Origin of the sequence: Streptomyces flavidovirens DSM 40150, from assembly GCF_000429085.1 — a bacterium.
Classification (GTDB): domain Bacteria; phylum Actinomycetota; class Actinomycetes; order Streptomycetales; family Streptomycetaceae; genus Streptomyces; species Streptomyces flavidovirens.
The window spans coordinates 120,354-145,234 of record NZ_AUBE01000007.1; the positions used below are offsets into that span (position 1 = coordinate 120,354).

22 protein-coding genes are annotated in these 24,881 nt (G+C 71.3%); 14 read left to right on the forward strand and 8 right to left on the reverse strand.

The annotated features are described in order from the left end of the window. The first annotated feature begins 5 nt into the window (after window positions 1-5). Window positions 6-737 (forward strand): DUF2470 domain-containing protein, encoded by a 732-nt coding sequence (locus G412_RS0113680; RefSeq protein WP_028812588.1) that lies wholly within the window; start codon window positions 6-8, stop codon window positions 735-737. 96 nt (window positions 738-833) lie between these two features. Here G412_RS0113680 and G412_RS0113685 read toward each other — a convergent pair whose 3' ends face one another. After that, window positions 834-1,238 (reverse strand): DUF5997 family protein, encoded by a 405-nt coding sequence (locus tag G412_RS0113685; RefSeq protein WP_028812589.1) that lies wholly within the window; start codon window positions 1,236-1,238, stop codon window positions 834-836. A gap of 57 nt (window positions 1,239-1,295) precedes the next feature. Between G412_RS0113685 and G412_RS0113690 the strand changes: the two genes are divergently transcribed. After that, window positions 1,296-2,087, forward strand: a complete 792-nt coding sequence (locus G412_RS0113690) for a LysR family substrate-binding domain-containing protein (protein WP_028812590.1) — start codon at window positions 1,296-1,298, stop codon at window positions 2,085-2,087. A gap of 12 nt (window positions 2,088-2,099) precedes the next feature. On the opposite strand, the gene G412_RS0113695 is transcribed toward G412_RS0113690, so the two are convergent. Further along, window positions 2,100-2,747, reverse strand: coding sequence for a DUF5701 family protein (locus G412_RS0113695; protein WP_106964097.1), 648 nt, complete (start codon window positions 2,745-2,747; stop codon window positions 2,100-2,102). A gap of 145 nt (window positions 2,748-2,892) precedes the next feature. On the opposite strand from G412_RS0113695, the gene G412_RS0113700 reads away from it, so the two are divergent. Beyond that, window positions 2,893-3,513, forward strand: coding sequence for a TetR/AcrR family transcriptional regulator (locus tag G412_RS0113700; protein ID WP_037648752.1), 621 nt, complete (start codon window positions 2,893-2,895; stop codon window positions 3,511-3,513). Between the two features lie 25 nt (window positions 3,514-3,538). Here G412_RS0113700 and G412_RS0113705 read toward each other — a convergent pair whose 3' ends face one another. Then, window positions 3,539-3,844: a hypothetical protein gene (locus tag G412_RS0113705; RefSeq protein WP_028812593.1), complete on the reverse strand. Its 306-nt coding sequence runs from the start codon at window positions 3,842-3,844 to the stop codon at window positions 3,539-3,541. Window positions 3,845-4,075: 231 nt separating this feature from the next. Between G412_RS0113705 and G412_RS40145 the strand changes: the two genes are divergently transcribed. The 3 genes from G412_RS40145 (at window position 4,076) to G412_RS0113720 (ending at window position 7,353) form a co-directional block, all read left to right on the forward strand. Then, window positions 4,076-4,216, forward strand: a complete 141-nt coding sequence (locus G412_RS40145) for a hypothetical protein (protein ID WP_167546459.1) — start codon at window positions 4,076-4,078, stop codon at window positions 4,214-4,216. A gap of 119 nt (window positions 4,217-4,335) precedes the next feature. After that, window positions 4,336-5,658 (forward strand): jacalin-like lectin, encoded by a 1,323-nt coding sequence (locus tag G412_RS0113715; protein WP_028812594.1) that lies wholly within the window; start codon window positions 4,336-4,338, stop codon window positions 5,656-5,658. A 165-nt stretch (window positions 5,659-5,823) separates the two neighbouring features. Next, window positions 5,824-7,353, forward strand: a complete 1,530-nt coding sequence (locus G412_RS0113720; protein ID WP_028812595.1) for an SDR family oxidoreductase — start codon at window positions 5,824-5,826, stop codon at window positions 7,351-7,353. 40 nt (window positions 7,354-7,393) lie between these two features. Here the strand turns inward: G412_RS0113720 and G412_RS0113725 are convergent, their stop codons facing one another. Further along, on the reverse strand, window positions 7,394-8,749 hold the full coding sequence (locus G412_RS0113725) for a carboxyl transferase domain-containing protein (RefSeq protein ID WP_028812596.1): 1,356 nt from the start codon (window positions 8,747-8,749) through the stop codon (window positions 7,394-7,396). Next, window positions 8,742-10,181 carry an acyl-CoA synthetase gene (locus G412_RS0113730; RefSeq protein WP_028812597.1) on the reverse strand — a complete coding sequence of 480 codons (1,440 nt, stop codon included), beginning with the start codon at window positions 10,179-10,181 and terminating at the stop codon, window positions 8,742-8,744. Before G412_RS0113730 ends, G412_RS0113725 begins: the two co-directional genes overlap by 8 nt. A 226-nt stretch (window positions 10,182-10,407) precedes the next feature. On the opposite strand from G412_RS0113730, the gene G412_RS0113735 reads away from it, so the two are divergent. The 3 genes from G412_RS0113735 to G412_RS0113745 all read left to right on the forward strand — a co-directional run bounded on the left by G412_RS0113735 (window position 10,408) and on the right by G412_RS0113745 (window position 14,902). Further along, complete coding sequence (locus G412_RS0113735; protein WP_028812598.1) at window positions 10,408-12,465, forward strand: SpoIIE family protein phosphatase; 2,058 nt, start codon at window positions 10,408-10,410, stop codon at window positions 12,463-12,465. A 75-nt stretch (window positions 12,466-12,540) separates the two neighbouring features. Then, window positions 12,541-13,098 carry a PadR family transcriptional regulator gene (locus G412_RS0113740; protein WP_028812599.1) on the forward strand — a complete coding sequence of 186 codons (558 nt, stop codon included), beginning with the start codon at window positions 12,541-12,543 and terminating at the stop codon, window positions 13,096-13,098. Window positions 13,099-13,180: 82 nt separating this feature from the next. Beyond that, the gene (locus G412_RS0113745; protein ID WP_028812600.1) at window positions 13,181-14,902 is read left to right on the forward strand and encodes an acyl-CoA dehydrogenase family protein; all 1,722 of its coding nucleotides are present in this window, start codon (window positions 13,181-13,183) and stop codon (window positions 14,900-14,902) included. Window positions 14,903-14,973: 71 nt separating this feature from the next. On the opposite strand, the gene G412_RS0113750 is transcribed toward G412_RS0113745, so the two are convergent. After that, complete coding sequence (locus G412_RS0113750; protein WP_028812601.1) at window positions 14,974-15,933, reverse strand: hypothetical protein; 960 nt, start codon at window positions 15,931-15,933, stop codon at window positions 14,974-14,976. 468 nt (window positions 15,934-16,401) lie between these two features. On the opposite strand from G412_RS0113750, the gene G412_RS0113755 reads away from it, so the two are divergent. The 3 genes from G412_RS0113755 to G412_RS0113765 are packed head-to-tail and all read left to right on the forward strand — an operon-like array spanning window position 16,402 to window position 18,706. Continuing rightward, on the forward strand, window positions 16,402-17,082 hold the full coding sequence (locus tag G412_RS0113755; protein WP_028812602.1) for an ABC transporter permease: 681 nt from the start codon (window positions 16,402-16,404) through the stop codon (window positions 17,080-17,082). After that, window positions 17,079-17,753 carry an ABC transporter permease gene (locus G412_RS0113760; RefSeq protein ID WP_028812603.1) on the forward strand — a complete coding sequence of 225 codons (675 nt, stop codon included), beginning with the start codon at window positions 17,079-17,081 and terminating at the stop codon, window positions 17,751-17,753. Before G412_RS0113755 ends, G412_RS0113760 begins: the two co-directional genes overlap by 4 nt. Continuing rightward, the gene (locus G412_RS0113765) at window positions 17,750-18,706 is read left to right on the forward strand and encodes an ABC transporter substrate-binding protein (RefSeq protein WP_028812604.1); all 957 of its coding nucleotides are present in this window, start codon (window positions 17,750-17,752) and stop codon (window positions 18,704-18,706) included. Before G412_RS0113760 ends, G412_RS0113765 begins: the two co-directional genes overlap by 4 nt. Before the next feature lie 7 nt (window positions 18,707-18,713). Here G412_RS0113765 and G412_RS0113770 read toward each other — a convergent pair whose 3' ends face one another. Next, window positions 18,714-19,880, reverse strand: coding sequence for an ABC transporter ATP-binding protein (locus tag G412_RS0113770; protein WP_028812605.1), 1,167 nt, complete (start codon window positions 19,878-19,880; stop codon window positions 18,714-18,716). 116 nt (window positions 19,881-19,996) lie between these two features. Here G412_RS0113770 and G412_RS0113775 point away from each other — a divergent pair, with 116 nt between their 5' ends. Continuing rightward, complete coding sequence (locus G412_RS0113775; RefSeq protein WP_051338332.1) at window positions 19,997-20,767, forward strand: PIG-L deacetylase family protein; 771 nt, start codon at window positions 19,997-19,999, stop codon at window positions 20,765-20,767. 40 nt (window positions 20,768-20,807) lie between these two features. On the opposite strand, the gene G412_RS0113780 is transcribed toward G412_RS0113775, so the two are convergent. Continuing rightward, window positions 20,808-21,713, reverse strand: a complete 906-nt coding sequence (locus G412_RS0113780; protein ID WP_028812607.1) for an RNA polymerase sigma factor SigF — start codon at window positions 21,711-21,713, stop codon at window positions 20,808-20,810. Window positions 21,714-21,999: 286 nt separating this feature from the next. Here G412_RS0113780 and G412_RS0113785 point away from each other — a divergent pair, with 286 nt between their 5' ends. Continuing rightward, on the forward strand, window positions 22,000-24,651 hold the full coding sequence (locus tag G412_RS0113785; protein ID WP_028812608.1) for a glycoside hydrolase family 84 protein: 2,652 nt from the start codon (window positions 22,000-22,002) through the stop codon (window positions 24,649-24,651). Window positions 24,652-24,881 lie beyond the last annotated feature (230 nt).

Below are 24,881 nucleotides of genomic sequence, written 5' to 3' on the forward strand. Positions count from 1 at the left end.
CCGGGATGGGTGTTGTGGACGCGTGCGTGGCCCGGCCGACCAGCGCGGAACAGGTCCGCACCGTGGTCGCCGCGGCCGGATCGCTGATGGTGGTCACGGACCGGCACTCCTGTGAGCCGGCCGGGCTGCACACCCTCGACGACCGGGGGCGACTGCTGCTGCGGGTGCCGGACGACTGCGCACTGGCCACCGAGGTGGCCCTCGCGCCGCGCGGCATCGTGGCCGCCGTGCTGAAGTTCACCGACGTCGCACCCACCGCGGTGCGCGACCGGGTGCGCGCCCGCGTGACGCTGACCGGCTGGTTCGTTCCGGTCGGCGGGACGTCCGGGGATTGCGGCCTAGACCTGCGCCTGGACTTCGCGCACGCCGAGCTGGAAACCACGGCGGGGACGGTCACCGTCGGGCTTGACGAACTCACTCTGGCCCGCCCCGACCCTCTGGCCGCCTACGAGGCCGACATGCTCACCCACCTCGTCGACGACCACAGCGACGTCGTGGCCCTGCTCACCCGACTCGTGGACCCGCGGCTCATGCAGGGCGTACTGCGCGTCGCCCCCGTGTCCATGGACCGGTACGGGATCACACTGCGGCTCGAACACGCCGGCGCGCACCACGACGTGCGGCTGCCCTTCCCCGCTCCGCTGCGTGACGCCGCAGAGGCCGGCGGCCAAGTCCAGGCACTGCTCGCCGCCGCACGCGCATGCCGCCGCCGGTACGGGGCGCCGAGCCGGCCTTGACCGCGTCGCTGCCCGCTTCCCGCCCTCGCGGACCGACGGGGCACCGCCCTCGCGGACCGACGGGTCACCGCCCACGGTCAGTCGTGGGCGGGGAGGTCAGCGGCGCGGCTGGCGGGGCTGGGCGGCTCGCTCAGCGTTCTTCTCCTTGATGCGTACCGCTTCCTTGCGGACCTCGGCCAGGGTGGCGCGTTCCTGCTGCAGCCACTCGGGACTCTCTGCCTTCAGTGCGTCGATCTGCTCTGTGGTGAGGGGTTCCGTTACTCCGCCACGGGCGAGACCGGCGATGGAGACGCCCAGCTTCGCCGCGACCACCGGCCGGGGATGCGGGCCGTTGCGTCGCAGTTCCAGCAGCCACTCGGGCGGATCGGTCTGCAGGGCGTTCAACTCGGTGCGCGAGACGACACCCTCCCGGAACTCGGCGGGGGTGGCCTCGAGGTACACACCCAGTTTCTTCGCCGCGGTCGCGGGCTTCATGGTCTGGGTGTTCTGGTGCGACGTCATGGTGTCAAGAGTATCGAGCGTGCGTACTGCCTCTGACCATGACGGTAACCTGGCGGAGTGACAAGCTCGGATGTTTCCCCTTCGTTCCGGCTCGCCTATGTACCGGGAGTGATGCCCACGAAGTGGGTGCGGGTCTGGAACGAGAGGCTGCCCGAGATCCCACTGACCCTCATCGGGGTGTCCGCCGCCGAGGCATTCGACGTATTGCGGCGCGGTGACGCCGACGCGGGTTTCGTGCGGTTGCCGGTCGACCGGACGGACCTCCACGCGATCCCTCTCTACACCGAGACGACGGTGGTGGTGGTCCCCAAGGACCATCTCGTGGCGGCGGCCGACGAGGTGTCCACAGAGGATCTCGCTGACGACATCGTGCTGCATCCCCTCGACGACACCCTCGTCTGGGAGCGTCTGCCGGGACAGCCCGCGAAGGAGCGCCCTGCCACGACGGCGGACGCCATGGAACTGGTGGCGGCAGGAGTGGGACTGCTCGTCGTCCCCCAGTCACTCGCCCGCCTGCACCACCGCAAGGACCTCACATACCGGCCGGTCCCGGACGCCCCGCAGGCGAGCGTCGCGTTGTCGTGGCCGCAGGACGAAACCACCGATCTGGTGGAGCAGTTCATCGGGATCGTCCGCGGGCGAACCGTGAACAGCTCACGGGGGCGCTCACTGAAGCCGGAAGAGCCGAAGCGCAAGAGCCCCGATGCCGGCGGCGCACGGCGAAAGCCGGCAGCGGGCAAGGCGGGCGGCAAGAGTCCCCGGAGCGGAGCCGGGGGCGCTAAGACCGGCGGCTCCAAGGGCGGCGGCCCGAAAGGCGGCAAGCGCGGCAAGCCTCGCCGCCGGCCGTAGCCCACTCGGTCCTCAGTGACCGCGGTCGCCGGCCGAGGCCAGGCCCAGCCAGGTGTGCGGGTTGCCCTCCCAGCACCACCCCAGCTTCGGGGCGCCTTTGCTGATCCACAGGGCCGGGACCCGACGGTCCCCGAGGCGGGACCCGCCGAGGGAGAAGCATGTGTTCTTGGCCAGCGCCTGCGGGTGCTGGGTGATGAACGCCACTCCCTCCTCGATGGTGAGCGGGGTGCGTTCGCGCCCCGCGACCGCCTCCAGGGCCTCCAGCGGGACGACGCCGCAGAATTCCTCGCCCCTGTCGATGTCGAAGGCGACGTACACGTCCGCTTCGGGGACCTCCAGCTCCTTGAGCGAGACGAACCTTTCCAGCTCGCCCGGGGCGTAGAAGCGCTCGATGACTCCTGGGCTGCTCTTGCCGACGAGCGTGGTCAGCGGAACGGACTCCTCCAGGGGTACGAGCGCCCTGCTGACCACCAGCAGGAAGGGGACCCGGCCCTCGGTCGGCGGCTGCATCGTGGCCGCCCGGGCGAGAACAGTCCCGCGCAGCGGGGCGGCGATGCTGCGGAAAGCGGTGTCGGACATGCCGGCGAGGCGCGGGTATCCCAGCTCGACCAGCGTCTGGACCTGGCGGTCGAACTCGGTGCCGACATCGAAAGTGGGCACGGTCAATGTGCGGCCTCTCTGGGTGCGGCAGGGGTGACGGCGGGTGGGGAAAAGTTGCGCCGGACGTAATTTTAGCCCGAGTGCTGTAAGTTCGTCAAGGGTAAAGTTACTACGGGTGTAAGATTCTCTCGTGAGTATCGAACCGATGGGGCTCCGCGAGTCCAAGAAGCAAGAGACCCGGCAGCTCATCTCCGACCACGCGACCAGGCTGTTCATCGAGAACGGCTTCGAGTCGACGACGATTGCCGAGATCGCCGCAGCCGCCAGGGTCGCCAAGAAGACGGTCACCAACTACTTCGCTCGCAAGGAAGACCTGGCCTTCGATCACGGGGACGAGTTCGTCGCGAGCCTTTCCCGCGCTGTCGCGGGCCGGGCCGAGGGGGAGTCGGCGCTCACGGCGCTGCGGCGTGAGTTCCTCGACGGGGTGGAGCGGCACGACCCGGTCATGGGGTTCTCCGGAAAGGTGTTCGCCCGGATGATCGCGGACAGTCCCACGCTGCTCGCCCGCCTGCGTGACCTGCACGACCTGCGCGAGGACGCGCTGGCCGGGGTCCTCGCCACCGAGACCGGTGCCGCCCCCGGCGACATCACACCCCGCGCGGTGGCGGCCCAGCTCGGCGGCGTCCACCGCATCCTGTTCCAGCGCATCCTGGACCTGACCCTCGACGGCCAGAGCAATGAACGGATCGCCGAAACGGTGACCGTCGCGGCCCATCGCGTCTTCGGCTTGTTGGAAGGCTCGCTCGCCGACTACGCCGTGAAATGAGCTCGGCGGTCGCCACCGCGCGGCATCACGTCAGCGCGACGGCGAGCATCGCTGAAAGAACGGTGCAAACGGCGACGGCGACTATCACCATCCGCGCCGGCACCGCCAGCACCGCCAGCCGACTGGCCGCGGACTTCGGCGACGTCTGTGGGGCGGTGCGGCGGGCGGGCGACCCGGTCGCAGCGGTGACGTGGGTCTTTTGTCCGCCGGCCCTGCCCATCCGCAGACACCGCGGGCAGCCGTCGCTCGCGTGCGGTGGCGAGTTCAGCCAGTGCGCGCCGAGCGGCGAGGTCCGGGGCGCCGGCATCGATTCGCTACTGAAAATCTCCATGCCCGCTCCAACGTCCGGCGCCGGCCACGGGAAGCGCCCAGTGGTCGATCCGCAACCGCCCCGTCATCGGGCCGTTAGTGATCGTCGCGCCGTCGCGCCGTCGCGCCGTCGCGCCTCTGTCGGACGGTGAAGGGGCGGAGTGTGACCTGAGTCATTGGTGCATTGCCTGACATATGCCCACCATGAGGGGCGATCCCGCCGGACATGCGTCCGCGACGAAGAGTGGTTCCCATGAGCAAGCAGCATGTACACGTCCGCATCAATCAAGGAATGTCGGTCTCCGACGAGGGCGAGCTGATCGAGCAGTTCGGCTGCCGGTGCGGGGCTGCCTGGACCAAGACGTACCAGGTCGAGGACCCGGAGACGGACTGACCCGGTCGCCCATGGGCAAGGGGCGCAGTTTCCCAAGGTTCCCTCTGGGAAAGGGGGTTGCTGCACCATCGTGTGCGCCGTCGATCTTCCTCCGCGTCGCGTCTGGAGACTCCCGCCCCATGAGAAGACTCATCGGCACCCTTGTGGCAGGCGCCCTCACCCTCGCCGGGCTTGCCACCACGGGCTCGGCGCCCGCCGCTGCCGCCGACACGTCAGGCACCTTCAACGTCCTCACGTACAACGTCGCGGGCCTTCCGCAGGGCCTGAGCTCCGGCAATCCGGAGACCAACACCCCGCTGATCTCCCCGCGTCTCGCGGCGTACGACATCGTCAACGTCCAGGAGGACTTCAACCACCACGCGGCGCTGTACGCGGGCGACAAGCACCCGTACCGCACCGCGACCAGTGGCGGCGCCGGCATCGGTGACGGCCTCAACACCCTCTCCGACTACCCCTTCGAGGACTTCGAGCGGGTCGACTGGAGCGACTGTACGGGCACCGACTGCCTGACGCCGAAAGGCTTCACCCTGGCCCGGGTCCGGCTGGCCGAGGGCGTGTTCGTGGACCTCTACAACGTCCACACGAACGCCGACGTGACAGACGCGGCGCTGGCCGCCCGCCGCGCCAACATCGACCAGCTCTCCGACTTCATCCAGGCGAACTCGGCCGGCAACGCGGTGATCGTCATGGGCGACACCAACACCCGCTACACGCGCTCCGGGGACAACATCCGCACACTGGCCACCGAGAACGGCCTGACCGACGCCTGGGTCCAGCTCGCCCGCGGCGGCAACGCCCCGGCGCAGGGAAGCGAAGCGATCGTCTGCCCCAAGACGGCCCCGACGAACGAGTGCGAGGTGGTGGACAAGGTCCTCTACCGCGGCAGCGACCTGGTCAGCCTCTCAGCCGTCCGCTACACCAACGAGTGGGCGTCCTTCCTCGACTCCAGGGGCGGCAACCTCTCCGACCACTTCCCGCACGCCGTCGACTTCTCCTGGACGCCGCACCCGGCGCTCCGGGCCGGCGACTTCTTCGGTGGCCCGCACGGCACGGCGTTCAACGACGCGGACGACCTCCCGTCGCCCGTCTCACCCCGCACGCTGACGCTCCGCGGGGCCTCACGCCTCGACGCGGTCGCGCTCACACACGACGACGGTACGTCGCTGACTCACGGCGGCACGGGCGGCGCCGCCGCGTCCCTGACCCTCGCCCCGGACGAACACCTCACCTCGGTGACGCTGACGCGCGGGCAGAAGGACGGCTGTACCCGCGTCTTCTCGGCCGCCTTCACGACGGACAAGTCCCGCACCCTGAAAGCCGGTTCGGCCACCACGGACACCATGACCCACACAGCCCCCGCCGGCTGGCACATCGTCGGCTTCACGGGCCGCTCGGGAAGCGAGATCGACAAGCTGGGGATGCTGTACGCACCGATTGGCTGAGGCTGTTCCGCTCACCGCTCAGGCAGCCTCGCTCCGGCCGCCCATCACCTGATCGGCCCACAGGGCGGTGTCTGCCGCGCCCGCGCACTCCACCGTGGGTTGAAGATGTGCAGTGGGGGACCGGGAACGGCGGCGACCGAACGCCGGTCGAGACGGAGGCGCCCCATGACGCACGTGGACGGAACACCGCCGCTTCGCTGCCTGGTCACCGGCGCCACCGGCTACATCGGTGGCCGGCTCGTCCCCGAACTGCTCGACGCCGGGTACCAGGTGCGCTGCCTGGCCCGTTCGCCGGGCAGACTGCGCGACCACCCCTGGGCCGGCCGGGTCGAAGTAGTGCGCGGCGATGTCACCGACGAGGATTCAGTACGCGAGGCGATGCGAGGCATTGATGTCGCGTACTACCTGGTCCACGCCCTCGGTACCGGCGCCGGTTTCGAGCGGACGGACCGCCGGGCCGCCGAGATCTTCGGCGAGCAGGCCCGCGCGGAAGGCGTGCGGCGCATCGTCTACCTGGGCGGGCTGACGCCGCACGGCGTACCGGAACACGAGCTGTCGCCGCATCTGCGCTCGCGCCGCGAAGTGGGCGAGGTCCTGTTGCGGTCGGGGGTGGCGACGACCGTACTGCGCGCAGCGGTCATCATCGGCTCCGGCTCCGCTTCCTTCGAGATGCTCCGCTACCTCACAGAGCGTCTTCCGGTCATGGTCACACCCAGCTGGGTGCGTACACGTATCCAGCCGATCGCCGTGCGGGACGTCCTGCGTTACCTGGTCGGCAGCGCGGACATGCCCGGCGACGTGAACCGCGCGTTCGACATCGGCGGCACGGACGTCGTCACATACCTGGACATGATGCGCAGGTACGCGGCGGTGGCGGGACTGCCCAGGCGTCTCATCCTCCCCGTGCCGGTCCTGACGCCGAGGCTGTCCAGCTACTGGGTCGGCCTGGTCACACCGGTGCCCCACACGATTGCCCGGCCGCTCGCCGAGTCCCTGCGCCACGAGGTCGTCTGCGACGAGCACGACATCGCCTCCTACGTCCCCGACCCGCCCGGCTGCCCGATCGGCGTCGACACGGCGCTCACCCTGGCGCTCCAGCGGGTCCAGGACGCCCGTGTCACCACCCGCTGGTCGTCGGCATCGGTACCCGGCGCCCCCAGCGACCCCCTGCCCACGGACCCCGACTGGTCCGGCGGCAGCCTCTACACCGACCGGCGGGAACGGACCGTCGACGCCACGCCGCAGGCCCTGTGGCGGGTGATCGAGAGTGTGGGCGGCGAGAACGGCTGGTACTCCTTCCCCCTCGCGTGGGCGGTGCGCGGCTGGGCCGACCGGCTGGTCGGCGGTGTCGGGCTCAGGCGTGGCCGGCGCGACGCCCACCGGCTGCGAGTAGGGGACTCGCTCGACTTCTGGAGGGTCGAGGAGATCGAACGCGGCCGGCTGCTCCGGTTGCGGGCGGAGATGCGGTTGCCGGGCCTTGCCTGGTTGGAGATGTACGCCGACCAGGACGAGGCCGGCCGCACCCGCTACCGGCAGCGGGCCCTGTTCCCCCCCCGTGGTCTGCTCGGCCACGCGTACTGGTGGGGTGTCTCGCCGTTCCACGCCGTCGTCTTCGGCGGCATGGCCCGCAACATCGCCCTGGCCGCGGCGGGGCAGCCGGCCGACAAGGCCGCACCCCACGACACCGCTCGGTGACGCGGGGGAGAACGTACCGGCCGGGCCGCTGCCTGGACGGTCAGCTCATCACCCCGCGTGCGATGCCCAGATCCACCAGGTCCCAGGGGCCCAGGCGCAGTTGGCCGGCGGTTTCCGGGATCCGGTCCGGGGCGCGCTTGAGGATGGCTGCCGCCGCCTCCGGGGCGATCACGGAGAAGTAGCTGTCGTGCGTGGCCCAGAGATTGCCGGGTGCGGCAAGGGCGAGCGCGCCGCCGGAGCCGCCCTCGCCGATGAGGAGCGTGGTGGCCGGTACGCGCACGGTGGCCATCGCGCCGAAGAGGTCAGCGATGGCGGCGCCCGCCCCCGCTCGTTCCGCTTCGGCGTCGTTGGCCGCGCCCGGTGTGTCGATGAGGGTGAGCACGGGGACGCCGAGCCGGCCGGCGAGGCGGACGAGGCGGGCGGCCGTGCGGTAGCCGGCGGGGAGCGTGGCGGTGCCGCACTGGGCGGCGTACGCGATGGAGCGGCCGTGGCGCAGCCCGAAACCGCAGCGCATGCCCGGGTCCGTGCCCCCGCAGCGGTCACCGCTGATCTCCTGGACGCGGTCGAAGTATGCCGTGAGGTACGCGTCGGCGCGCGGGCGCTCGGGGGAGCGGGCCCGCAGTACCGTCTCCCAGCCGGTCGGGGTGCGCGAGTGGCTCCCGTACGGGGTGAGCGAGCCGGGGGGCTCGGGCGGCCCGTCCCAGGGCGTCGCGGTGAGGTGGCGCAGCCACTGGGCGAGTGAGTCCCGTACGTCCTCGCGACGTACGACCGCGTCGATCTGCCCCGCCGCCAACTGCCCCTCGGCGGTGTACGCCTGCGGATCGGCTCCCGGCGGCCGTACCCTCGACCCGGCGAAGCCGACCTGTGCACCGGGCAGGGCCAGGATCACGTCCGCGCCCGCACCGAGCGTCGCCCACCCGCCGCCCGTCGTGGGGTCGCGCAGGACGGCCAACTGCGGCACCCCCGAGCTGCGCAGCAGGGCGGACTGGCGGGCCACCCGCTGTAGTTGAGCCAGCGCGCGCATGCCCTCCTGCATGCGGCTGCCGCCGGTGGCGATGAGCGAGACGAGCGGGCGACGCCGCTCGCGGGCCACGGTGTACGCCGCCTCCAGGCGGTCCCCGGTGCGCTCCCCGAGGGAGCCCCCGAGGAACCCGAACTCGAAGGAGACGACGACCGCGTCCGTGCCGCCGATCGAACCCGTCGCGCAGACGACGGACTCGCGCTCACCGGTGTGCTCCTCGGCGCGGGCGAGCGACTGCCCGTAACCCGGCCAGCCGATCGGGCCGTCGGATTCCCCGGACGCGTCCGTTCTGTGGGCCGCGTCGGGCAGTTCGGTGAAGCGTCCGCCGTCCACCACCGCGGCGATCGCTTCTCGGGCCGTCCAGATGTCAGCCATGCAGCGCCCGCTTCACGATCTTGCCCATGTCGTTGCGCGGCAGCGCGCCGAGCAGCCGCACCTCGCGGGGCCGCTTGTGCGGTGCCAGCTGGCCTGCCACGTGCCGGGCCAACTCGTCCGCGGTGGGCGGGTGTTCCGTGTCCGCCGGCACGATCCAGGCGACGATCCGCTCGCCCAGGTCGGCGTCCGGCTCCCCGGTGACCGCCGCCTCCCGCACTCCGGGATGATCGAGAAGCGCGTTCTCGATCTCGCCCGCGCCGATCTTGTAACCGCCGCTCTTGATGAGGTCGGTGGCCTTGCGGCCGACGATGCGTACATAACCGTCAGGGTCGCGCGTCGCCACGTCGCCGGTACGAAACCAGTCGCCGTCGAACGCCGCGGCGGTCGCGTCCGGCCGGTTCAGGTACGCGGTGAACAGGTTCGTCCCACGCACCTGGATCTCGCCGACGCTCTCGCAGTCGTACGCCGTGATCTCCTCGCCGGACTCGTCGACCAGCCGCAGCTCCACGCCGTCGAGCGGCACGCCGACCGTGCCCGGCCTGGGCTCGCCGTCGGCGCGGACACTCGTGTTCATCAGGGTTTCCGTCATGCCGTACCGCTCGATGACGCGTCGTCCGGTCGCGGCGGCGATGCGCTCATGGTCGTGCACGGGCAGCGCGGCGGACCCGGAGACCAGCAGACGGGCACCGGACAGGGCCTTGGCGAGCGCCGGGTCGTCCGGGAGCGCCTCGGCGATGCGGTGGTACATGGTCGGGACGCCGAAGAGCATCGTGCCGTCGGCGGCCAGTTCGCGGGCCACGGCGTCCGTGTCGAAGCGGCCGAGGTGGTGGACGGCGCCGCCGCGTCGCAGCGGACCCAGGATGCCAAGGATCAGTCCGTGTACATGGAAGAGAGGCAGTGCGTGGACGAGTACGTCGTCCGCGGTCCACTGCCAGGCGTCGGCCAGCGCGTCCAGGGTGGAGGTGATCGCCCGGCGAGGCAGGACAGCGCCCTTCGGCGGCCCGGTGGTGCCGGAGGTGTAGACGATCAGGGCGGGGGACTCGGCGGGCGGCTCCGGCGGGAGTGCCACGGACCCCGTCGCCCGTACGTCGACGTCGACGCGCTCCAGCGCGGCCGGCACCGGCGGAAGTGCGTCACCCGGCGCGGCCAGTACCAGTGCCGGCGCGCTGTCGGAGACGATGTGCTCCAGCTCGCGCTCGCCGGTCTTCGGGTTCAGGGGCACGGCCGGCACGGCGGCGAGCAGCGCGGCGACCACGCCGACAGCGGTCTCCAGGGTGGGCGTGGCCCAGACCGCGACGCGGCCCGCCCCTCGGAGCCGGCCGGCCAGCGCGCCGGCGGCGGTGGCCAGTTCGGCATGGGTCAGCGAGCGGTCGCCGAAGCGCAGTGCCTGACGGTTCGAGCCCGCGGCCAGGGCCGGAAAGAGAGGGGACACGCGTCGTACTCCTTGTCGTCGGGACTTGCCTTCACCAGGCCCCGCAGACCTGCCGCGCGCCGGGCGGTGACTTGGGCCGGAGTCAGGAAGAGCGTAGCGGCGTCCCGCGGAGCATCGGTGGGGCCGGGCGGCCCCGGCCGCCCCGGAGCGGGAGAAGGCCCCGCATCGATGCCTCGGATAAGGTGTTTCAGTAGGAAACGCGCCCTTCCGGGGTTAGGTCGATGCTTTGGACACATACCAGCCGTCGGGCGAGGTGCCGGGGCAGCCTCCGGGCGTGGTCGGGTACGCGGGCGTGCTCCGCGAACTGCTTCCGATCGCGCTGTGGCGCGAGGACGCGGACGGGCGCATCGTGGAGTGGTCGCTCGCCGCCCGCGACCTGCTCGGTCATCAGCCCGAGGACGTCCTCGGCCGCCCCGCCTCGCCCGTACTGGTCCCCGACGCCAACCGGGAACTGGCGGACGAGCTGACGCGGCGGGTCCAGGCGGGCGAGACCGTGGTCGGAACCCTGCCCGTACGGCATCGCGACGGTCACCAGGTGCCGATGGAGATGTGGATCGTCCCCGCCACCGACCCGCGGGGCCGGCCCGGCACCCTCCTGATCGCCGTCGAGACCTCAGAGGTCCTGCGCATGCGGGACTCGCTGGCGGCCCTGGAGAGCCTCTTCACCCAGTCACCCATCGGCCTGGCCACCCTCGGCCCCGACCTGCGGTTCCTGCGGGTCAACGACGCCCTGGCCCGGATGAACGGTGTCCCCGCGGCCGAGCACCTGGGCAAGCGGCTGACCGAGGTGGTGCCGGGAGTCAACGCCGCGGCGCTGGAGTCGATGATGCGGCACGTCCTCGACCGCGGTACGCCCGTCGTCGATGCCCGCCGTACCGGCCGGACCCCGGCCGACCCCGGCCGCGAGCGGACCTGGTCGTGCTCCTACGCCCCGCTGCTCGACAACGCCGGCCGCAGACTGGGACTCATCGCCTCCCTGATCGACATCACCGAAGGCCAGCAGGCGCAGATCGAGGCCGAACGGGCCCGGCACCGCTTCGCCCTGCTCGCCGAGGCCGGCACCCGGATCGGCACCACCCTGGACCTGCGGCAGACCTCCGAGGAGGTGGTGCGGCTGCTCGTGCCGCAGCTCGCCGACTCGGCCGACGTACAACTGCTGGAAGAGCTCCTGGAACCGGACGAGGCCGCCGCGTCCACCCGCGGCGTGGTCCGCCGGATGGCGGCCGCGTTCCCCGATCCGTCCGCCCCCACGGCGAAGCTGGTGCCGGGCACGACCTCGCAGATTCCGCTCGGCTCGCTGTACGAGCGGGTCATCGCCGACGGACACCCCATCAACCTGTACCAGTCCGACGTCCCGGCGCTGATCACGGACCCCCGCGCCGACCGGCTGCGTGCGTACCTCACGACCCTCGGCTCCGCGCGGCTGATCCCCCTGGTCGCCCGCGGCAAGGTGCTCGGCGCGGTCGTGGTGACGCGACTGCGCACCCGTGAGCCGTTCGACGAGCAGGACTGCGTACTCATCGACGAGCTGGTCGCGCGCGCCGCGCTGAACATCGACAACGCGCGTCTGTACACCAGCCAGCGGCAAGCGGCCCTCACCTTGCGGCGCAGCCTGACGCACAGCGTGCTGCCCGACGTCACCGGCCTCGAACTCACCGGGCGTTACCTCCCCGCCAGCGACCACGACGTCGGCGGCGACTGGTTCGACGTCATCACGCTGCCGGAGGGCAGAACCGCACTGGTCATCGGCGACGTGATGGGCCACGGGATCCATGCGGCCGCCGTCATGGGACAGTTGCGCACAGCGGTACGTACGCTCGCCCGCCACGACGTTCCCCCTGCCGAGATGCTCCGCTCCCTCGACGCCGTCGTGACCGACCTGGGGGAGGACGAAATGGCGACCTGTGTCTACGCCGTCCATGACCCGGCGACCGCCCAGTGCGTGATCGCCAGGGCCGGTCACCCACCGCCGGCCGTGGCCACCCCCGGCGGAGACATCACCTTCCTCGACGGTTCGCCGGGGGTGCCCCTGGGGACGGGAGGACGGGACTTCCGTACGCAACGGGTGCCGCTGCCGCCGGGCAGTCTGCTGGTCCTGTACACCGACGGCCTCATCGAGGCCCGTGACAGTGACCTCGACGAGGGCATGGACAAACTCGCGCGGGCCCTGGGGCACCGTGAACAGCCGCTGGAAGATCTCTGCGAAAGCATGCTCGAACAGGTGCTGGTCCGCCCCGCGCAGGACGACGTGGCGGTGCTCCTGGCCCGCCCCCCGCTGAGGTGAACCGCTGACGTGAACCGTGTCTCACCCTGGCCGTGCCGCTTGTCTATGCAACGAGTTGCATAGAAGGATCGGGGCATGGCGCTCGAACACGCGATTCTCGTCTCCCTGCTGGAGAAGCCGGGCTCCGGCTATGAGCTGGCCCGGCGGTTCGAGCGGTCCATCGGTTACTTCTGGAACGCCACCCACCAGCAGATCTACCGCGTCCTCAAGCGGATGGAGAGCGACGGCTGGATCGACGTACGCGAGGTGCCGCAGCAGGCCCGGCCGGACAAGAAGGAGTACTCCGTCGCCGCCCCCGGCCGGGCCGCGCTGGCGCAGTGGCTGCACGAGCCGATCGAACCCGAGAGTGTCCGGCACGACCTCGCCGTGAAGATCCGCGGCGCTGCCTTCGACGACCCGGCCGCGCTGATCAGCGAGGTCGAGCGGCACCACCAGGCGCACACGGACCGGCTCGCGCACTATCTCGCGGGGGAGCGGCGTGACTTCACCGGACCGGAGGCCGGCGCGGTGCCCGACGCCGGCCGGGAGCTCCAGCATGTCGTGCTGCGCGGCGGCATCGCGTACGAGCGGATGATGCTCGCCTGGCTCGACGACGTACTCGCCACGCTCCACCGGCTCGGCGGCGCGCACTGAACCGGCACACCGACGCGCACCCCTCACCGCACACGACCCTCATCCCTCAACCTCAACCCTCACCCCGGAAAGGCGGACTTCCATGGCCGACCCGCTGCTGTTCAACCCGCACACCTACGACCCGGCGCACTTCGACGCGGAGACCCGCAGGCTGCTGCGCGCCACCGTCGACTGGTTCGAGGACCGTGGCAAGCGCAAGCTGATAGAGGACTACCGCTCCCGTGCCTGGCTCGCGGACTTCCTCGCGTTCTCCGCGAAGGAAGGGCTGTTCGCGACCTTCCTCACTCCGGCCTCCGCCGCCGACGGGCAGCAGGACAAGCGCTGGGACACCGCCAGGATCGCCGCCCTCAACGAGATCTTCGGCTTCTACGGGCTCGACTACTGGTACGCGTGGCAGGTCACCGTCCTCGGCCTCGGCCCGGTCTGGCAGAGCGACAACGCGGCCGCCCGCGCCCGCGCGGCCGAACTCCTCGCCCAGGGCGAGGTGTTCGCCTTCGGCCTGTCCGAGAAGTCCCACGGCGCCGACATCTACTCCACCGACATGCTGCTCGATCCCGACGGAGCCGGCGGCTTCCGGGCCAGCGGCTCGAAGTACTACATCGGCAACGGCAACGCCGCCGGGCTGGTCTCCGTCTTCGGCCGCCGCACCGACGTCGAGGGCCCGGACGGGTACGTCTTCTTCGCCGCCGACAGCCGCCACCCGGCGTACCACCTCGTGAAGAACGTCGTCGACTCCTCGAAGTACGTGAGCGAGTTCCGCCTCGACGGCTACCCGGTCGGCCCCGACGACGTACTGCACACCGGACGCGCCGCCTTCGACGCCGCCCTCAACACCGTCAACGTCGGCAAGTTCAACCTCTGCACCGCCTCCATCGGCATCTGCGAGCACGCGATGTACGAGGCCGTCACCCACGCGCACAACCGCGTCCTCTACGGCCGCCCCGTCACCGCTTTCCCGCACGTGCGCCGGGAGCTGACCGACGCGTACGTCCGCCTCGTCGGGATGAAGCTCTTCAGCGACCGCGCGGTCGACTACTTCCGCTCGGCCGGCCCCGACGACCGCCGCTACCTGCTCTTCAACCCGATGACGAAGATGAAGGTGACCACGGAGGGCGAGAAGGTCATCGACCTGATGTGGGACGTCATCGCCGCCAAGGGCTTCGAGAAGGACACCTACTTCGCGCAGGCCGCCGTCGAGATCCGGGGGCTGCCGAAGCTGGAGGGCACGGTTCACGTCAACCTCGCCCTCATCCTCAAGTTCATGCGCAACCACCTGCTCGACCCGGCCGGGTACGCGCCCGTACCGACCCGCCTCGACGCGGCGGACGACGACTTCCTCTTCCGGCAGGGACCGGCCCGCGGCCTGGGCTCCGTACGTTTCCACGACTGGCGCACGGCGTACGACGCGTACGCCCATGTGCCCAACGTCGGCCGCTTCCGCGAGCAGGCGGACGCCCTGTGCGAGTTCGTCAGGACCGCCGCCCCCGACGAGGAGCAGAGCCGCGACCTGGACCTCCTGCTCGCGGTGGGCCAGCTCTTCGCGCTGGTCGTCCACGGCCAGCTGATCCTGGAGCAGGCGCGCCTGACCGGACTGGAGGAGGACGTGCTGGACGAGCTGTTCTCCGTCCTCGTACGGGACTTCTCGGCGCACGCCGTCGAGCTGTACGGCAAGGATTCCGCCACCGGGCAGCAGCAGCGCTGGGCGCTGGACGCGGTCCGGCGCCCGGTCGTCGACGACGCCCGCTCGGCCCGCGTCTGGGAGCGCGTGGCGGCGCTGTCCGGGGCGTACGAGATGGCGCCGTAACAGCGGATTCGGCGGCCCGCCAGCCGGGGAGCCGGGAGCCGGGACCGGGAGCCGGAGGCCGCGACGGCTGACTACCGCGCGGCCGGCGGTCCGGCCCGGTCCCTGCCGGTCGCGGGTGGCGGTCGGCGCAGAACGGCGTCGACCGTCTCGGCGATCGCCTCGCAGTAGCGCACGATGCCCGGTGAACGCACCGGGCACGGGCGTGGTGTCTTCGTGGTCGGCGCGAGGCAGAAGTGCAGGTGGTCGTCGTCCCGGTGCAGCGAGGTGAGTCCGCCGCGGCAGTCGCCAGGACGGGCCCGCTCGTCGTCGTTGCAGGGCAGCCGCTGCACCCAGGTGTAGCGGCTGCCCGCCGGGCTCACCTCCCGGCCGGCGTCCGCCACCGTGTCCTCGCCGGCGTCCGCCTGGTCCCGGTAGATGCCGTTGACCCGGCGGACCCGGTCCGGCGAGAAGGCGTCCGGGGCCTGCAACACCCAGACGATCCTGGGCCGTTGGATGCCGGCACCGCGTGCCGCCGCCGCGATCTGCTCCGTGAGAGCTTTCGCGTCGGCCGCGTACCGCGCGTAGTAGCGCGAGCCGCCACCCTGGGGGATCGAGTCCATGCAGGGCGTGTACGCCCACGCGTTGCCCCAGAACTGCAGCACGACGACCCGCGGCCGCTGCGACCTGACCAGGGCGGCCGCCTTGTGCCGGGACGGTACGAGGGAGTCGCGCGCCGTTCCCTCCAGGTAGTCGCACAACGTCGTACCCGAGTACGGCGCGCTGTGTACGGTCGCCCGCTCCCCGGCGGCGACGCGGTCGGCGAGGACGCGCCGGCTCTCCATGGCCAGCGAGTCCCCGAGGTAGAGCACGCGTGACTTCCCGCGCGGTGGCTGCGACTTCGGCGGTGACTCCGGGGCAGGGGCCGGAACGGGGGCTGCCGTCCGTGCGCCGGGCGGGGGAGCGGCGGCGGTGGTGGCGTCCGAGGGGTCCGAGCAAGCGGTCACCCAGGCCAGCGCCAGTGCGGCGAAAACCGCGAATCGTCCGCACCTCACGCCTCTCCCCTTCCCGCCCGGTGACGAGGCACCACACTGGACCCGCGCGGCGCGGAGGTCCAGACGGCGTACGCGCCAAAATCCGGGAGCCCGGCCGACCCCGGCGCGCGCGCCGTGACGGTGGACAGACCCGGCGCAGGGCGCGCCAGTCGTGCGGAGGTGACGCCCGCGTGCGTCGATCGCGGGGCGACCTTGCGGGCGTCCGTCATCACGTGGAGGTACGGGGGCGGGGCTACCAGCCGGTGTCGGTGCCACCGCCCATGCACGCGGACGCGTCGTCGCCACCGAGGACCGCGAAACCAGGGCCGGATGCTCGCCTCCGCGTACCGCGTCCAGGGAGGGCGCCGCCCTCGGCCCCCTACACCAGCCTCCCGCCCTGCCGCAAGGCCTTGCCCCAGAGCGGCGTAACGTCCCCGAACAGTCCACCATGACGCGCGGCACCGCCCCGCCGCGCGCTGCAATGGAGGGGTGACCGCGCCTCCGGACGACTGCCTCGCGCGTAATGAGTGGCTCTGCGGCGAGTACCTCTCGACCCGCCGCGAGATCCTCCTGGACGCCGTACTCCAGCACCTCCAGCTGACCGGCGTCTCCGTCCTCCTCGGCCTCGTGCTCGCCGTCCCCCTCGCCGTCGCCGCCCGTCGATGGCGTGGGGCAGCGGGTCCCGTGCTCGGGGTGACGACCGTCCTCTACACGATCCCGTCGCTCGCGATGTTCTCGCTGCTGCTGCCGGTGTACGGCCTGTCCGCCTGGCTTGTGATCGCGGGGCTCGTCCTCTATTCGCTCACCCTGCTCGTACGCAACATCCTCGCCGGACTGCGCGCGGTGCCCGAAGAGACCAGGCAGGCCGCACGGGGCATGGGTTACGGACCCGTCAGGCTGCTGCTCGCCGTCGAGCTGCCCCTCGCGCTGCCCGCCGCCATGGCCGGCCTGCGCATCGCCACCGTCTCCGCGGTCTCCCTCGTCACCATCGGCGCGATCGTCGGGTACGGCGGCCTGGGCAACCTCATCTACTCCGGCATGAACACCTACTTCAAGGCCCAGGTCCTCGCCGCCTCCGTCCTGTGCGTCGTCATCGCCGTCGCCGCCGACGTACTGCTGCTCGGCGTGCAGCGGGTGCTCACCCCCTGGCTGCGGGAGGCGCGCGCGTGAACACCCTCTCCGCCGCCTGGGACTGGCTCACCAGTGCCGCGAACTGGTCCGGCGAGGGCGGCATCGGGAACCGGCTCGGCGAGCACCTCTTCCTCACCGTCCTCTGCCTGCTGCTGAGCTGCCTGATCGCGCTGCCCGTCGCCCTCGTGCTCGGCCATCTCGGCAGGGGCGGCGCGCTCGCCGTCAACATCTCCAACGCCGGCCGGGCCGTGCCCACCTTCGCCGTCCTCGTCCTGCTGCTGCTCACCCCCGTCGGCAGGCACGGCCAGTGGCCGACGATCATCGCGCTGGTGCTGTTCGCCGTACCGCCGCTGCTCACCAACGCCTACGTCGGCATGCGCGGCGTCGACCGCGACACCGTACGGGCGGCGCGCGGTATGGGCATGACGGGCGGCCAGCTGCTGTGGCGCGTGGAGGTCCCGCTGGCCCTTCCGCTGATCCTCACCGGGGTGCGCGTCGCAGCCGTGCAGCTCGTCGCCACCGCGACGATCGCGGCGCTCGCGGGCGGTGGCGGCCTCGGGCGGATCATCACCGCCGGGTTCAACCTCGCCAGCACCCCGCAGGTGGTCGCGGGAGCCGTGCTGGTCGCCCTCTTCGCGCTGCTGGTGGAAGGGGTGTTCGAGACCGCGCAGCGGCTCGCGCCCCAGTGGGCGAGGAGGGGCGCGTCATGACGGCCGTCCGCGTCGCCGCCGCCGCGTTCCTGCTCACCGTCTCCCTCACCGCCTGCGCCACGGGGCCCGCCCTGGAGGAGCGCGGCAAGGTCACCGCGCCGCCGGGCGACAGCCGGCAGCTGACCGTCGGATCGGCGGGCTTCACCGAGAGCGACCTGCTCGCCCGGATGTACGCGCTCCTCCTCGACCGGGCCGGGTACGAGACGACGATCCTGTCCGTCACGAACCGAGAGCTCTACGAGCCCGCCCTCGAAGGCGGCCAGATCGACGTCGTCCCCGAGTACGCCGCCACCTTCGCCGACTGGCTCAACTCCAAGACCAACGGCGCCGACGCCCCGCCCGTCGGCTCACCCGACCTCGGCGCCACGATGACCGCCCTGCGCGCCCTGGCGGCCCCGCGCGGCCTCAGCGTCCTCGACGCGGGCCGCGCCGTCGACCAGAACGCCTTCGCCGTCGCGGCGTCGTACGCCGCGAAGCACCGGCTGAAGACCCTCTCCGACCTCGGCAGATCCGGACAGCCGGTGCGCCTCGCGGCGGGCGACGAGTGCGTCGAGCGTCCCTACTGCGCGCCCGGCCTCAGAAAGACGTACGGCATCGACATCACCGCCGTCGACCCCAAGGGAGTCGGCACCACCCCGGCGAAACAGGCCGTCCAGAGCGGCCAGGACCAGATGGTCCTCACCACGACGACGGACGCGACCCTCGACGACTTCGGGCTGGTCCTGCTGGAGGACGACAAGCGTCTGCAGAACGCCGACCACATCGTGCCCGTGGTCAACCGGTCGCGCGCCGGGTCCGCCGGTGTGAAGCGGGCGCTGAACAAGCTCAACACCGTACTGACGACCGAGGACCTGGCGTCCCTCAATGAGCAGGTGGACAGCTGGCGCAGGCTGCCCGAGGACGTCGCCAGGAGCTACCTGGAGTCGAAGAAGCTGATCCCGGCGGACGACTGACGTCCGGTCACGCGTCCGAGACCGAGTCGAAGGCCACCTGGTCGCGCGGCACACCCTGCGCGTCGGCGTCGACCGAGCGGCGCAGTGCCTCGTGCAGCTTCGCCGGAGTGAGTACGCCGACGAACCTCGCCCCGTCCAGCACCGCCACCCATCCCGCGTCGTACTGCAGCATCTCGCTGAAGGCATGCTTGAGCGGCGCCCCGACCGGCACCCATGCCTCCATCCGGTGGGCCAGGTCGCCCACCGCGGCGCCGCCACGGCCCGCGCTGCTCAGCTCCTCGGTGGACACCCAGCCGTGCAGGTCGTTCTCGTCGGTGAGCACCACCGCCCACCGGGCGCCGTCCGCGCGCAGCCGGGCCGCCGCGTTCCGCGCGGGCTCGTCCAGGCGGGCGAACGGCGGCTGTTCCAGGTCGTCGGCCTCGATCTCGGTCACGGACAGCCGCTTCAGGCCCCGGTCCGCCCCCACGAACTGGGCCACGCGGGGGGTGGCCGGCGCGCCGAGCACCGTGGCCGGCGTGTCGAACTGCTCGATGCGCCCCTGTCCGTACACCGCGATACGGTCGCCCATCCGCACCGCTTCCTCGATGTCGTGGGTGACCAGCAGAACCGTCTTGCGGACCGTTGCCTGGAGGCCGAGGAATTCGTCCTGGAGCCGCTCGCGCACCACCGGGTCGACCGCGCCGAACGGTTCGTCCATCAGGAGCACCGGCGGATCGGCCGCGAGCGCCCGGGCGACGCCGACCCGCTGGCGCTGCCCGCCGGACAGCTGGTCCGGGTAGCGCGACCCGTACACGGACGGATCGAGCCCCACCAGGTCGAGCAGCTCCGCCGCCCGCGCCCGGGCCCTCGGTTTCTTCCAGCCGGTCAGGAAGGGGACCGTGGCCGTGTTGTCGAGGACGGTGCGGTGCGGGAAGAGGCCGACCTGCTGGATGACGTATCCGATACGGCGGCGCAGCCTGACCGGGTCGACGGCCGCGATGTCCTCGCCGGCCACGAGGATCCGGCCCGAGGTCGGCTCGATCAGGCGGTTCACCATCATCATGGTGGTCGTCTTCCCGCAGCCGGAAGGACCGACCAGGGTGACCAGCTCGCCCTCGGCCACCTCGAAGGACAGGTCGTGGACTGCGGCCGTGCCGTCCGGGTACACCTTGCCGACCTGCTCGAACCGGATCATGTACGCCACGGTAGGAGTGGCGGGCGCGGGGTGCACACGGGCCGCGACTGTACGAGTAACCGCCGCCAGGACGCCCACGGAACCGGAACGGACGCTTCGCCGCTTATTCTGCGCGCATGACGACCGAGCCGACACAGCAGCCTCAGCAGCCTCAGCCCTCTCAGCAGCTTCAGCCGATGCCCTCCGACTGGCAGCGTGCCCTCGCCGTGGTGGCGCACCCGGACGATCTCGAGTACGGGTGCGCCGGAGCCATCGCGGGGTGGACCGACGGCGGCCGCGAAGTGGCGTACCTCCTCGCCACCCGCGGCGAGGCCGGCATCGACAGTCTGGAACCGGACAAGTGCGGCCCGCTGCGCGAGCGGGAGCAGCGGGCCAGTGCGGCGGTCGTCGGTGTGACGACGGTCGAGTTCCTGGACTACCAGGACGGCGTGATCGAGTACGGGACCGCTCTGCGCCGGGACATCGCCGCCGCCATCCGCAAGCACCGTCCCGAACTCGTCATCACCCTCAACCACCGCGACACGTGGGGCGGCGTCGTCTGGAACACGCCCGACCACCGGGCGGTGGGCCGGGCCACCCTGGACGCGGCGGGTGACGCCGGGAACCGGTGGATCTTCCCCGAGCTCACCGCGCAGGGGCTCGCGCCGTGGGACGGCGTGCGCTGGGTCGCCGTCGCGGGCTCCACGACGCCCACCCATGCCGTGGACGCGGCACCCGGCCTGGAGCGGTCCGTACAGTCGCTGCTCGAACACCGCGCGTACATCGAGGCTTTGACGGACGACGACCCCGAGACGTACTGCCGCACGTTCCTCACCCAGAACGCGCAGCGAGCGGCGGAGCGCTTCGGCGGAAAGCCCGCCGTCACCTTCGAGGTCTTCAGCCGCTGAAGCCGGGAGCCTGAAGCCGGGAGCCCGAAGCCGGCAGAGCTCAGGATTCGCTGAGCATGCCGGCGCGGAGCTTGGTGAGGGTGCGCGTCAGGAGGCGGGAGACGTGCATCTGCGAGATGCCCAGCTCCGCTCCGATCTGTGACTGTGTCATCTCCTGGCCGAAGCGCATCTCGATGATGTTCCGCTCCCGGTCGTCGAGCTTGCCCAGCAGCGGCGCCAGGGCGTGCAGGTCCTCCACCGTCTCCATGGCGGGGTCGGCCTCGCCCAGCACATCGGCGAAGGTACGCGAGGGGTTGGCGCGGCCGTCGTCGCCGGGATCGGTGGGCATGTCCAGGGAGCCGGCGGTATAGCCGTTGGAAGCCACGAGACCTTCCACGATCTCGTCCTCACTGAGCTTCAGGTGCCCGGCGAGTTCCTTGACCGTCGGGTCCCGGTCCAGTACGACGGCGAGATCCTCCCTGGCCCGGGCGAGTTCCACCCGCAGTTCCTGCAGCCGCCGGGGGACGTGAACGGCCCACGTCGTGTCGCGGAAGAACCGCTTGATCTCCCCGACGATGTACGGAACGGCGAAGGTCGCGAACTCCACCTCACGGGACAGATCGAACCGGTCGATGGCCTTGATCAGGCCGATGGTGCCGACCTGGACGATGTCCTCCATGTCGCCGCCACCGCGGTTGCGGAAGCGTCCGGCGGCGAATCGCACCAGCGAGAGGTTCATCTCAATAAGGGTGTTACGGGCATACTGGTGCTCGGGTGTGCCCTCTTCGAGGACCTGAAGCTGGTCGAGGAACGCCTTCGACAGACTGCGGGCGTCCTTCGGGGCCACCTTCCCCGCGTCCTCGATCCACGGCAGCTCGCTCGCGCCGGGGGCCGCCCCGGTCCGCGCCGCGCTCGTCGCGACCTGTGTCCGCGGAACTTCCGAAGTCCGCACCGGCGTTGTCGTCATTTTCCCGCCTCTCTTCTGATCGCTCCGTTCCCTCCGACTGCCCAGACATCCACTTTGTATGTCCCCCGCCGCCGAATGGCGGACGCGACTGCCCCAGGGTTACGGCTATCCGGCCGAAAGATGACTGGGGGTGGCCAACTTGCGGAAACGTCTTGATTAAGACGTGCGCGCCATTGACAGCCTGTCAGGCCCCTGGAGGATTCTGTGGCGTTGAGATGCGCGACTGCCCACAGTTTTCGCCGGGACCCCTGGAGGACGTGTGACGCTCCGCCCGCGCCCGCTCGCCATGCTCGCCTGCGCTTCCGCTCTCGCCCTGGTACTCGGTGTTCCGGCCGTCGGGGCGGCCGCCGGTCCCCAGGACACCAGCAGCCGAAGAACCGACCCCGCCATCACCCCGACACCGCAGGATCTGCGCCCGCGCGACGACCGCGTCACCGTCACCCCGACAGTGACGCTCGTCGCCGGCGCCAAGGCCGACGCCGCCGCCCTCAAGGTGACCCAGCAGGCACTCCTCGACGCCGGCGCCCACCAGGTCGTACGCGGCGAACGCCCCGTCGCGCGCCGGCTGACCGTCTACGTCGGCGGGCCGGGGGAGACCCCGCAGACCGCCGAAGCGCTCACCGCCCTCGGCATCGAGGGCCCCGGCCAACTCGCTCCCGAGGGATATGTCCTGGGCATCGGTGAGCGCCGTATCGCGCTCTCCGGCAAGGACAGGGCCGGTACGTACTACGCCGCCCAGTCGCTGCGCCAGCTCCTGCCCGAGCGCAAGGGCCCCGGCGCGAGGATCGCGGGGGCCGAGATCCGGGACTGGCCCACCACCGCGATCCGCGGTGTCATCGAGGGCTTCTACGGCATCCCGTGGACCCACGCGGCCCGCCTCGACCAGCTCGACTTCTACGGCGAGCACAAAATGAACATCTTCGTCTACTCGCCCAAGGACGACCCGTACCTGCGTGAGAGGTGGCGGGAGCCGTACCCCGCCGCCCAGCTCGCGAAGATGAAGGAGCTCGTCGACCGGGCCCGCGCCCGGCACGTGGAGTTCACCTACGCGCTGTCGCCCGGACTGAGCGTCTGCTACAGCTCCGAGGCCGACATCAAGGCACTGACCGACAAGTTCCGGACGGTCTGGGACCTCGGCGTGCGCACCTACGCCGTACCGCTCGACGACATCAGCTACACGAAGTGGAACTGCCAGGCCGACCAGGACAAGTGGGGTACAGGGGCGGCCGCCGCGGGCGCCGCCCAGGCGTACCTCCTCAACCGGGTCAACCGGGACTTCATCGCCACCCATCCGGGCGCCGCGCCGCTCCAGATGGTGCCGACGGAGTACTACAACGTCACCCCGTCCCCGTACAAGAAGGCGCTCGCCGAGCAGCTCGACGAGGACGTGGTGGTCGAGTGGACCGGTGTCGGTGTCATCGCTCCGGTGATCACGGTGGCGCAGGCGAAGGCGGCGCGTGACGTCTTCGCGCACCCGATCCTGCTCTGGGACAACTATCCGGTGAACGACTACGTCACCAACCGGCTGCTGCTCGGTCCGTACAACGGCCGGGAGAAGGGGATGCCCGCCGAACTCGGCTCCGGCATCACCGCCAACCCGATGAACCAGGCGTACGCCTCGAAGATCCCGCTCATGACGGTCGCCGACTACACGTGGAACGACGCGGCCTACGATCCGGGCAGATCGTGGCGGACGGCGATCTCCGAGTACGCGGCGGGCGACGCGAGGACCGAGAGGGCCCTGCGGATCTTCTCCGACGTCAACTACAGCTCCCGCATCAACGCGCAGCAGGCACCCGCTCTGGCCGCCGAGATCGCGCGGTTCTGGGAGGACGGGGACGCGGCCGAGCTGGACAGCGCGCTGTACGGCCTGCAGAGGTCCCCGGACGTACTGCGCGACCGTATCGCCGAGCAGGAGTTCATCCACGACAGCGAGCCGTGGCTCGACGCCGCCGAGGCGTGGGGAGTCGCGGCGCGCGCGGCTCTGCGGCTGGTCGAACTGGCCCGTGACGGAGACGGCGCCGAGGCGTGGGAAGAGCGGCAGCGGCTGCCCGCGCTCGTCACCGCGGCGAAGTCCTTCACGTACACCGACCTCGACGGGCGCAAGATCCCGGTCGTCGTGGGCGAGGGGGTGCTCGACAAGTTCACCGAGGACGCGGCCGCCGAGCACGACCGGCTGCTCGGCGTCACCGGCGCCGTCAAGGGCCTCACCAACCTGCCCGCGTACCAGGGCCACGCGATAGAGCGGATGCTCGACGGCGACGACAGCACGTTCTTCTGGAGCAGCCGCGCCGTCCGCACCGGCGACCATGCGACGGTCGACCTGCGCAAGGAACGTGAGATCGGCGACATCTCGCTCGCCATGGGCAAGCCGGGGAGCGTGAACGACTACATGCGTCAGGGAGTACTGGAGTACTCGTCGGACGGCTCCTCCTGGGAACAGCTCACGGCGTTCTCCGGAAAGGCGGTCGTGACAGCGACCGCCCCGCCGGGAACCGAGGCCCGGTACGTGCGGGCGCGGGCCACCGCCGGGCAGACGAACTGGCTCGTCGTGAGGGAGTTCACCGTCGAGACGAAGGACGCCTCGGTGACCGGCGGACCGCCGCCGGCGGCGGGCAGCAGCCTGCGCGCGGCGGCCGACGGAGACGTGACGAGCGTCTACCGGGCCGCCCGCGCACCCGAGTCGCGCGAGGCGCTCCAGGTCGACCTCGGAGGCACGCGGGAGGTGTCGTCCGTGACCGTCCTGCAGCCGGAGGGCGGCTCCGCGCAGGCCGCCGTGCAGGTGCGGACCCCGGACGGCGACTGGGATACGGCCGGCGAGCTCGATGGCGGCTACGGCGAGTTCACGGTGGACGGTGAACCGGTCTCGGCCGTACGCCTGCTCTGGAGCGACGAGGGCGGGAGTACGCCGCAGATCGCGGAGGTGATCGTCCGGTAGCGGTAGCGGACGCGGTACGGGTGCGGGTGCGGGTGCGGCCCCCGGGCGACGGCGAATTCCGGGGGCCGCGCCGTGCCCAGGCGGGCCGTGGGTGTGACCGCCGTCACCCGACACCGCTTTTGCGCCCCCTTTACTATTGGGGGGCAGGGTTACCCGCCCCGCCCAGACACCTGATCCAAGAAGGAGCTGCAGTCCCGCAATGGGTGAGCCTCCCAGTACGAGCCGTGCCA

Bases quoted from the DNA above. Each gene is read 5' to 3' on its own strand.
- G412_RS0113780 (WP_028812607.1), bottom strand. From the start codon at position 21,713: ATGACGACAACGCCGGTGCGGACTTCGGAAGTTCCGCGGACACAGGTC.
- G412_RS0113715 (WP_028812594.1), top strand. From the start codon at position 4,336: ATGAGAAGACTCATCGGCACCCTTGTGGCAGGCGCCCTCACCCTCGCC.
- G412_RS0113725 (WP_028812596.1), bottom strand. From the start codon at position 8,749: ATGGCTGACATCTGGACGGCCCGAGAAGCGATCGCCGCGGTGGTGGAC.
- G412_RS0113770 (WP_028812605.1), bottom strand. From the start codon at position 19,880: ATGATCCGGTTCGAGCAGGTCGGCAAGGTGTACCCGGACGGCACGGCC.
- G412_RS0113705 (WP_028812593.1), bottom strand. From the start codon at position 3,844: ATGGAGATTTTCAGTAGCGAATCGATGCCGGCGCCCCGGACCTCGCCG.
- G412_RS0113745 (WP_028812600.1), top strand. From the start codon at position 13,181: ATGGCCGACCCGCTGCTGTTCAACCCGCACACCTACGACCCGGCGCAC.
- G412_RS40145 (WP_167546459.1), top strand. From the start codon at position 4,076: ATGAGCAAGCAGCATGTACACGTCCGCATCAATCAAGGAATGTCGGTC.
- G412_RS0113775 (WP_051338332.1), top strand. From the start codon at position 19,997: ATGACGACCGAGCCGACACAGCAGCCTCAGCAGCCTCAGCCCTCTCAG.
- G412_RS0113700 (WP_037648752.1), top strand. From the start codon at position 2,893: ATGGGGCTCCGCGAGTCCAAGAAGCAAGAGACCCGGCAGCTCATCTCC.
- G412_RS0113740 (WP_028812599.1), top strand. From the start codon at position 12,541: ATGGCGCTCGAACACGCGATTCTCGTCTCCCTGCTGGAGAAGCCGGGC.
- G412_RS0113685 (WP_028812589.1), bottom strand. From the start codon at position 1,238: ATGACGTCGCACCAGAACACCCAGACCATGAAGCCCGCGACCGCGGCG.
- G412_RS0113680 (WP_028812588.1), top strand. From the start codon at position 6: ATGGGTGTTGTGGACGCGTGCGTGGCCCGGCCGACCAGCGCGGAACAG.
- G412_RS0113785 (WP_028812608.1), top strand. From the start codon at position 22,000: ATGCTCGCCTGCGCTTCCGCTCTCGCCCTGGTACTCGGTGTTCCGGCC.
- G412_RS0113765 (WP_028812604.1), top strand. From the start codon at position 17,750: ATGACGGCCGTCCGCGTCGCCGCCGCCGCGTTCCTGCTCACCGTCTCC.
- G412_RS0113720 (WP_028812595.1), top strand. From the start codon at position 5,824: ATGACGCACGTGGACGGAACACCGCCGCTTCGCTGCCTGGTCACCGGC.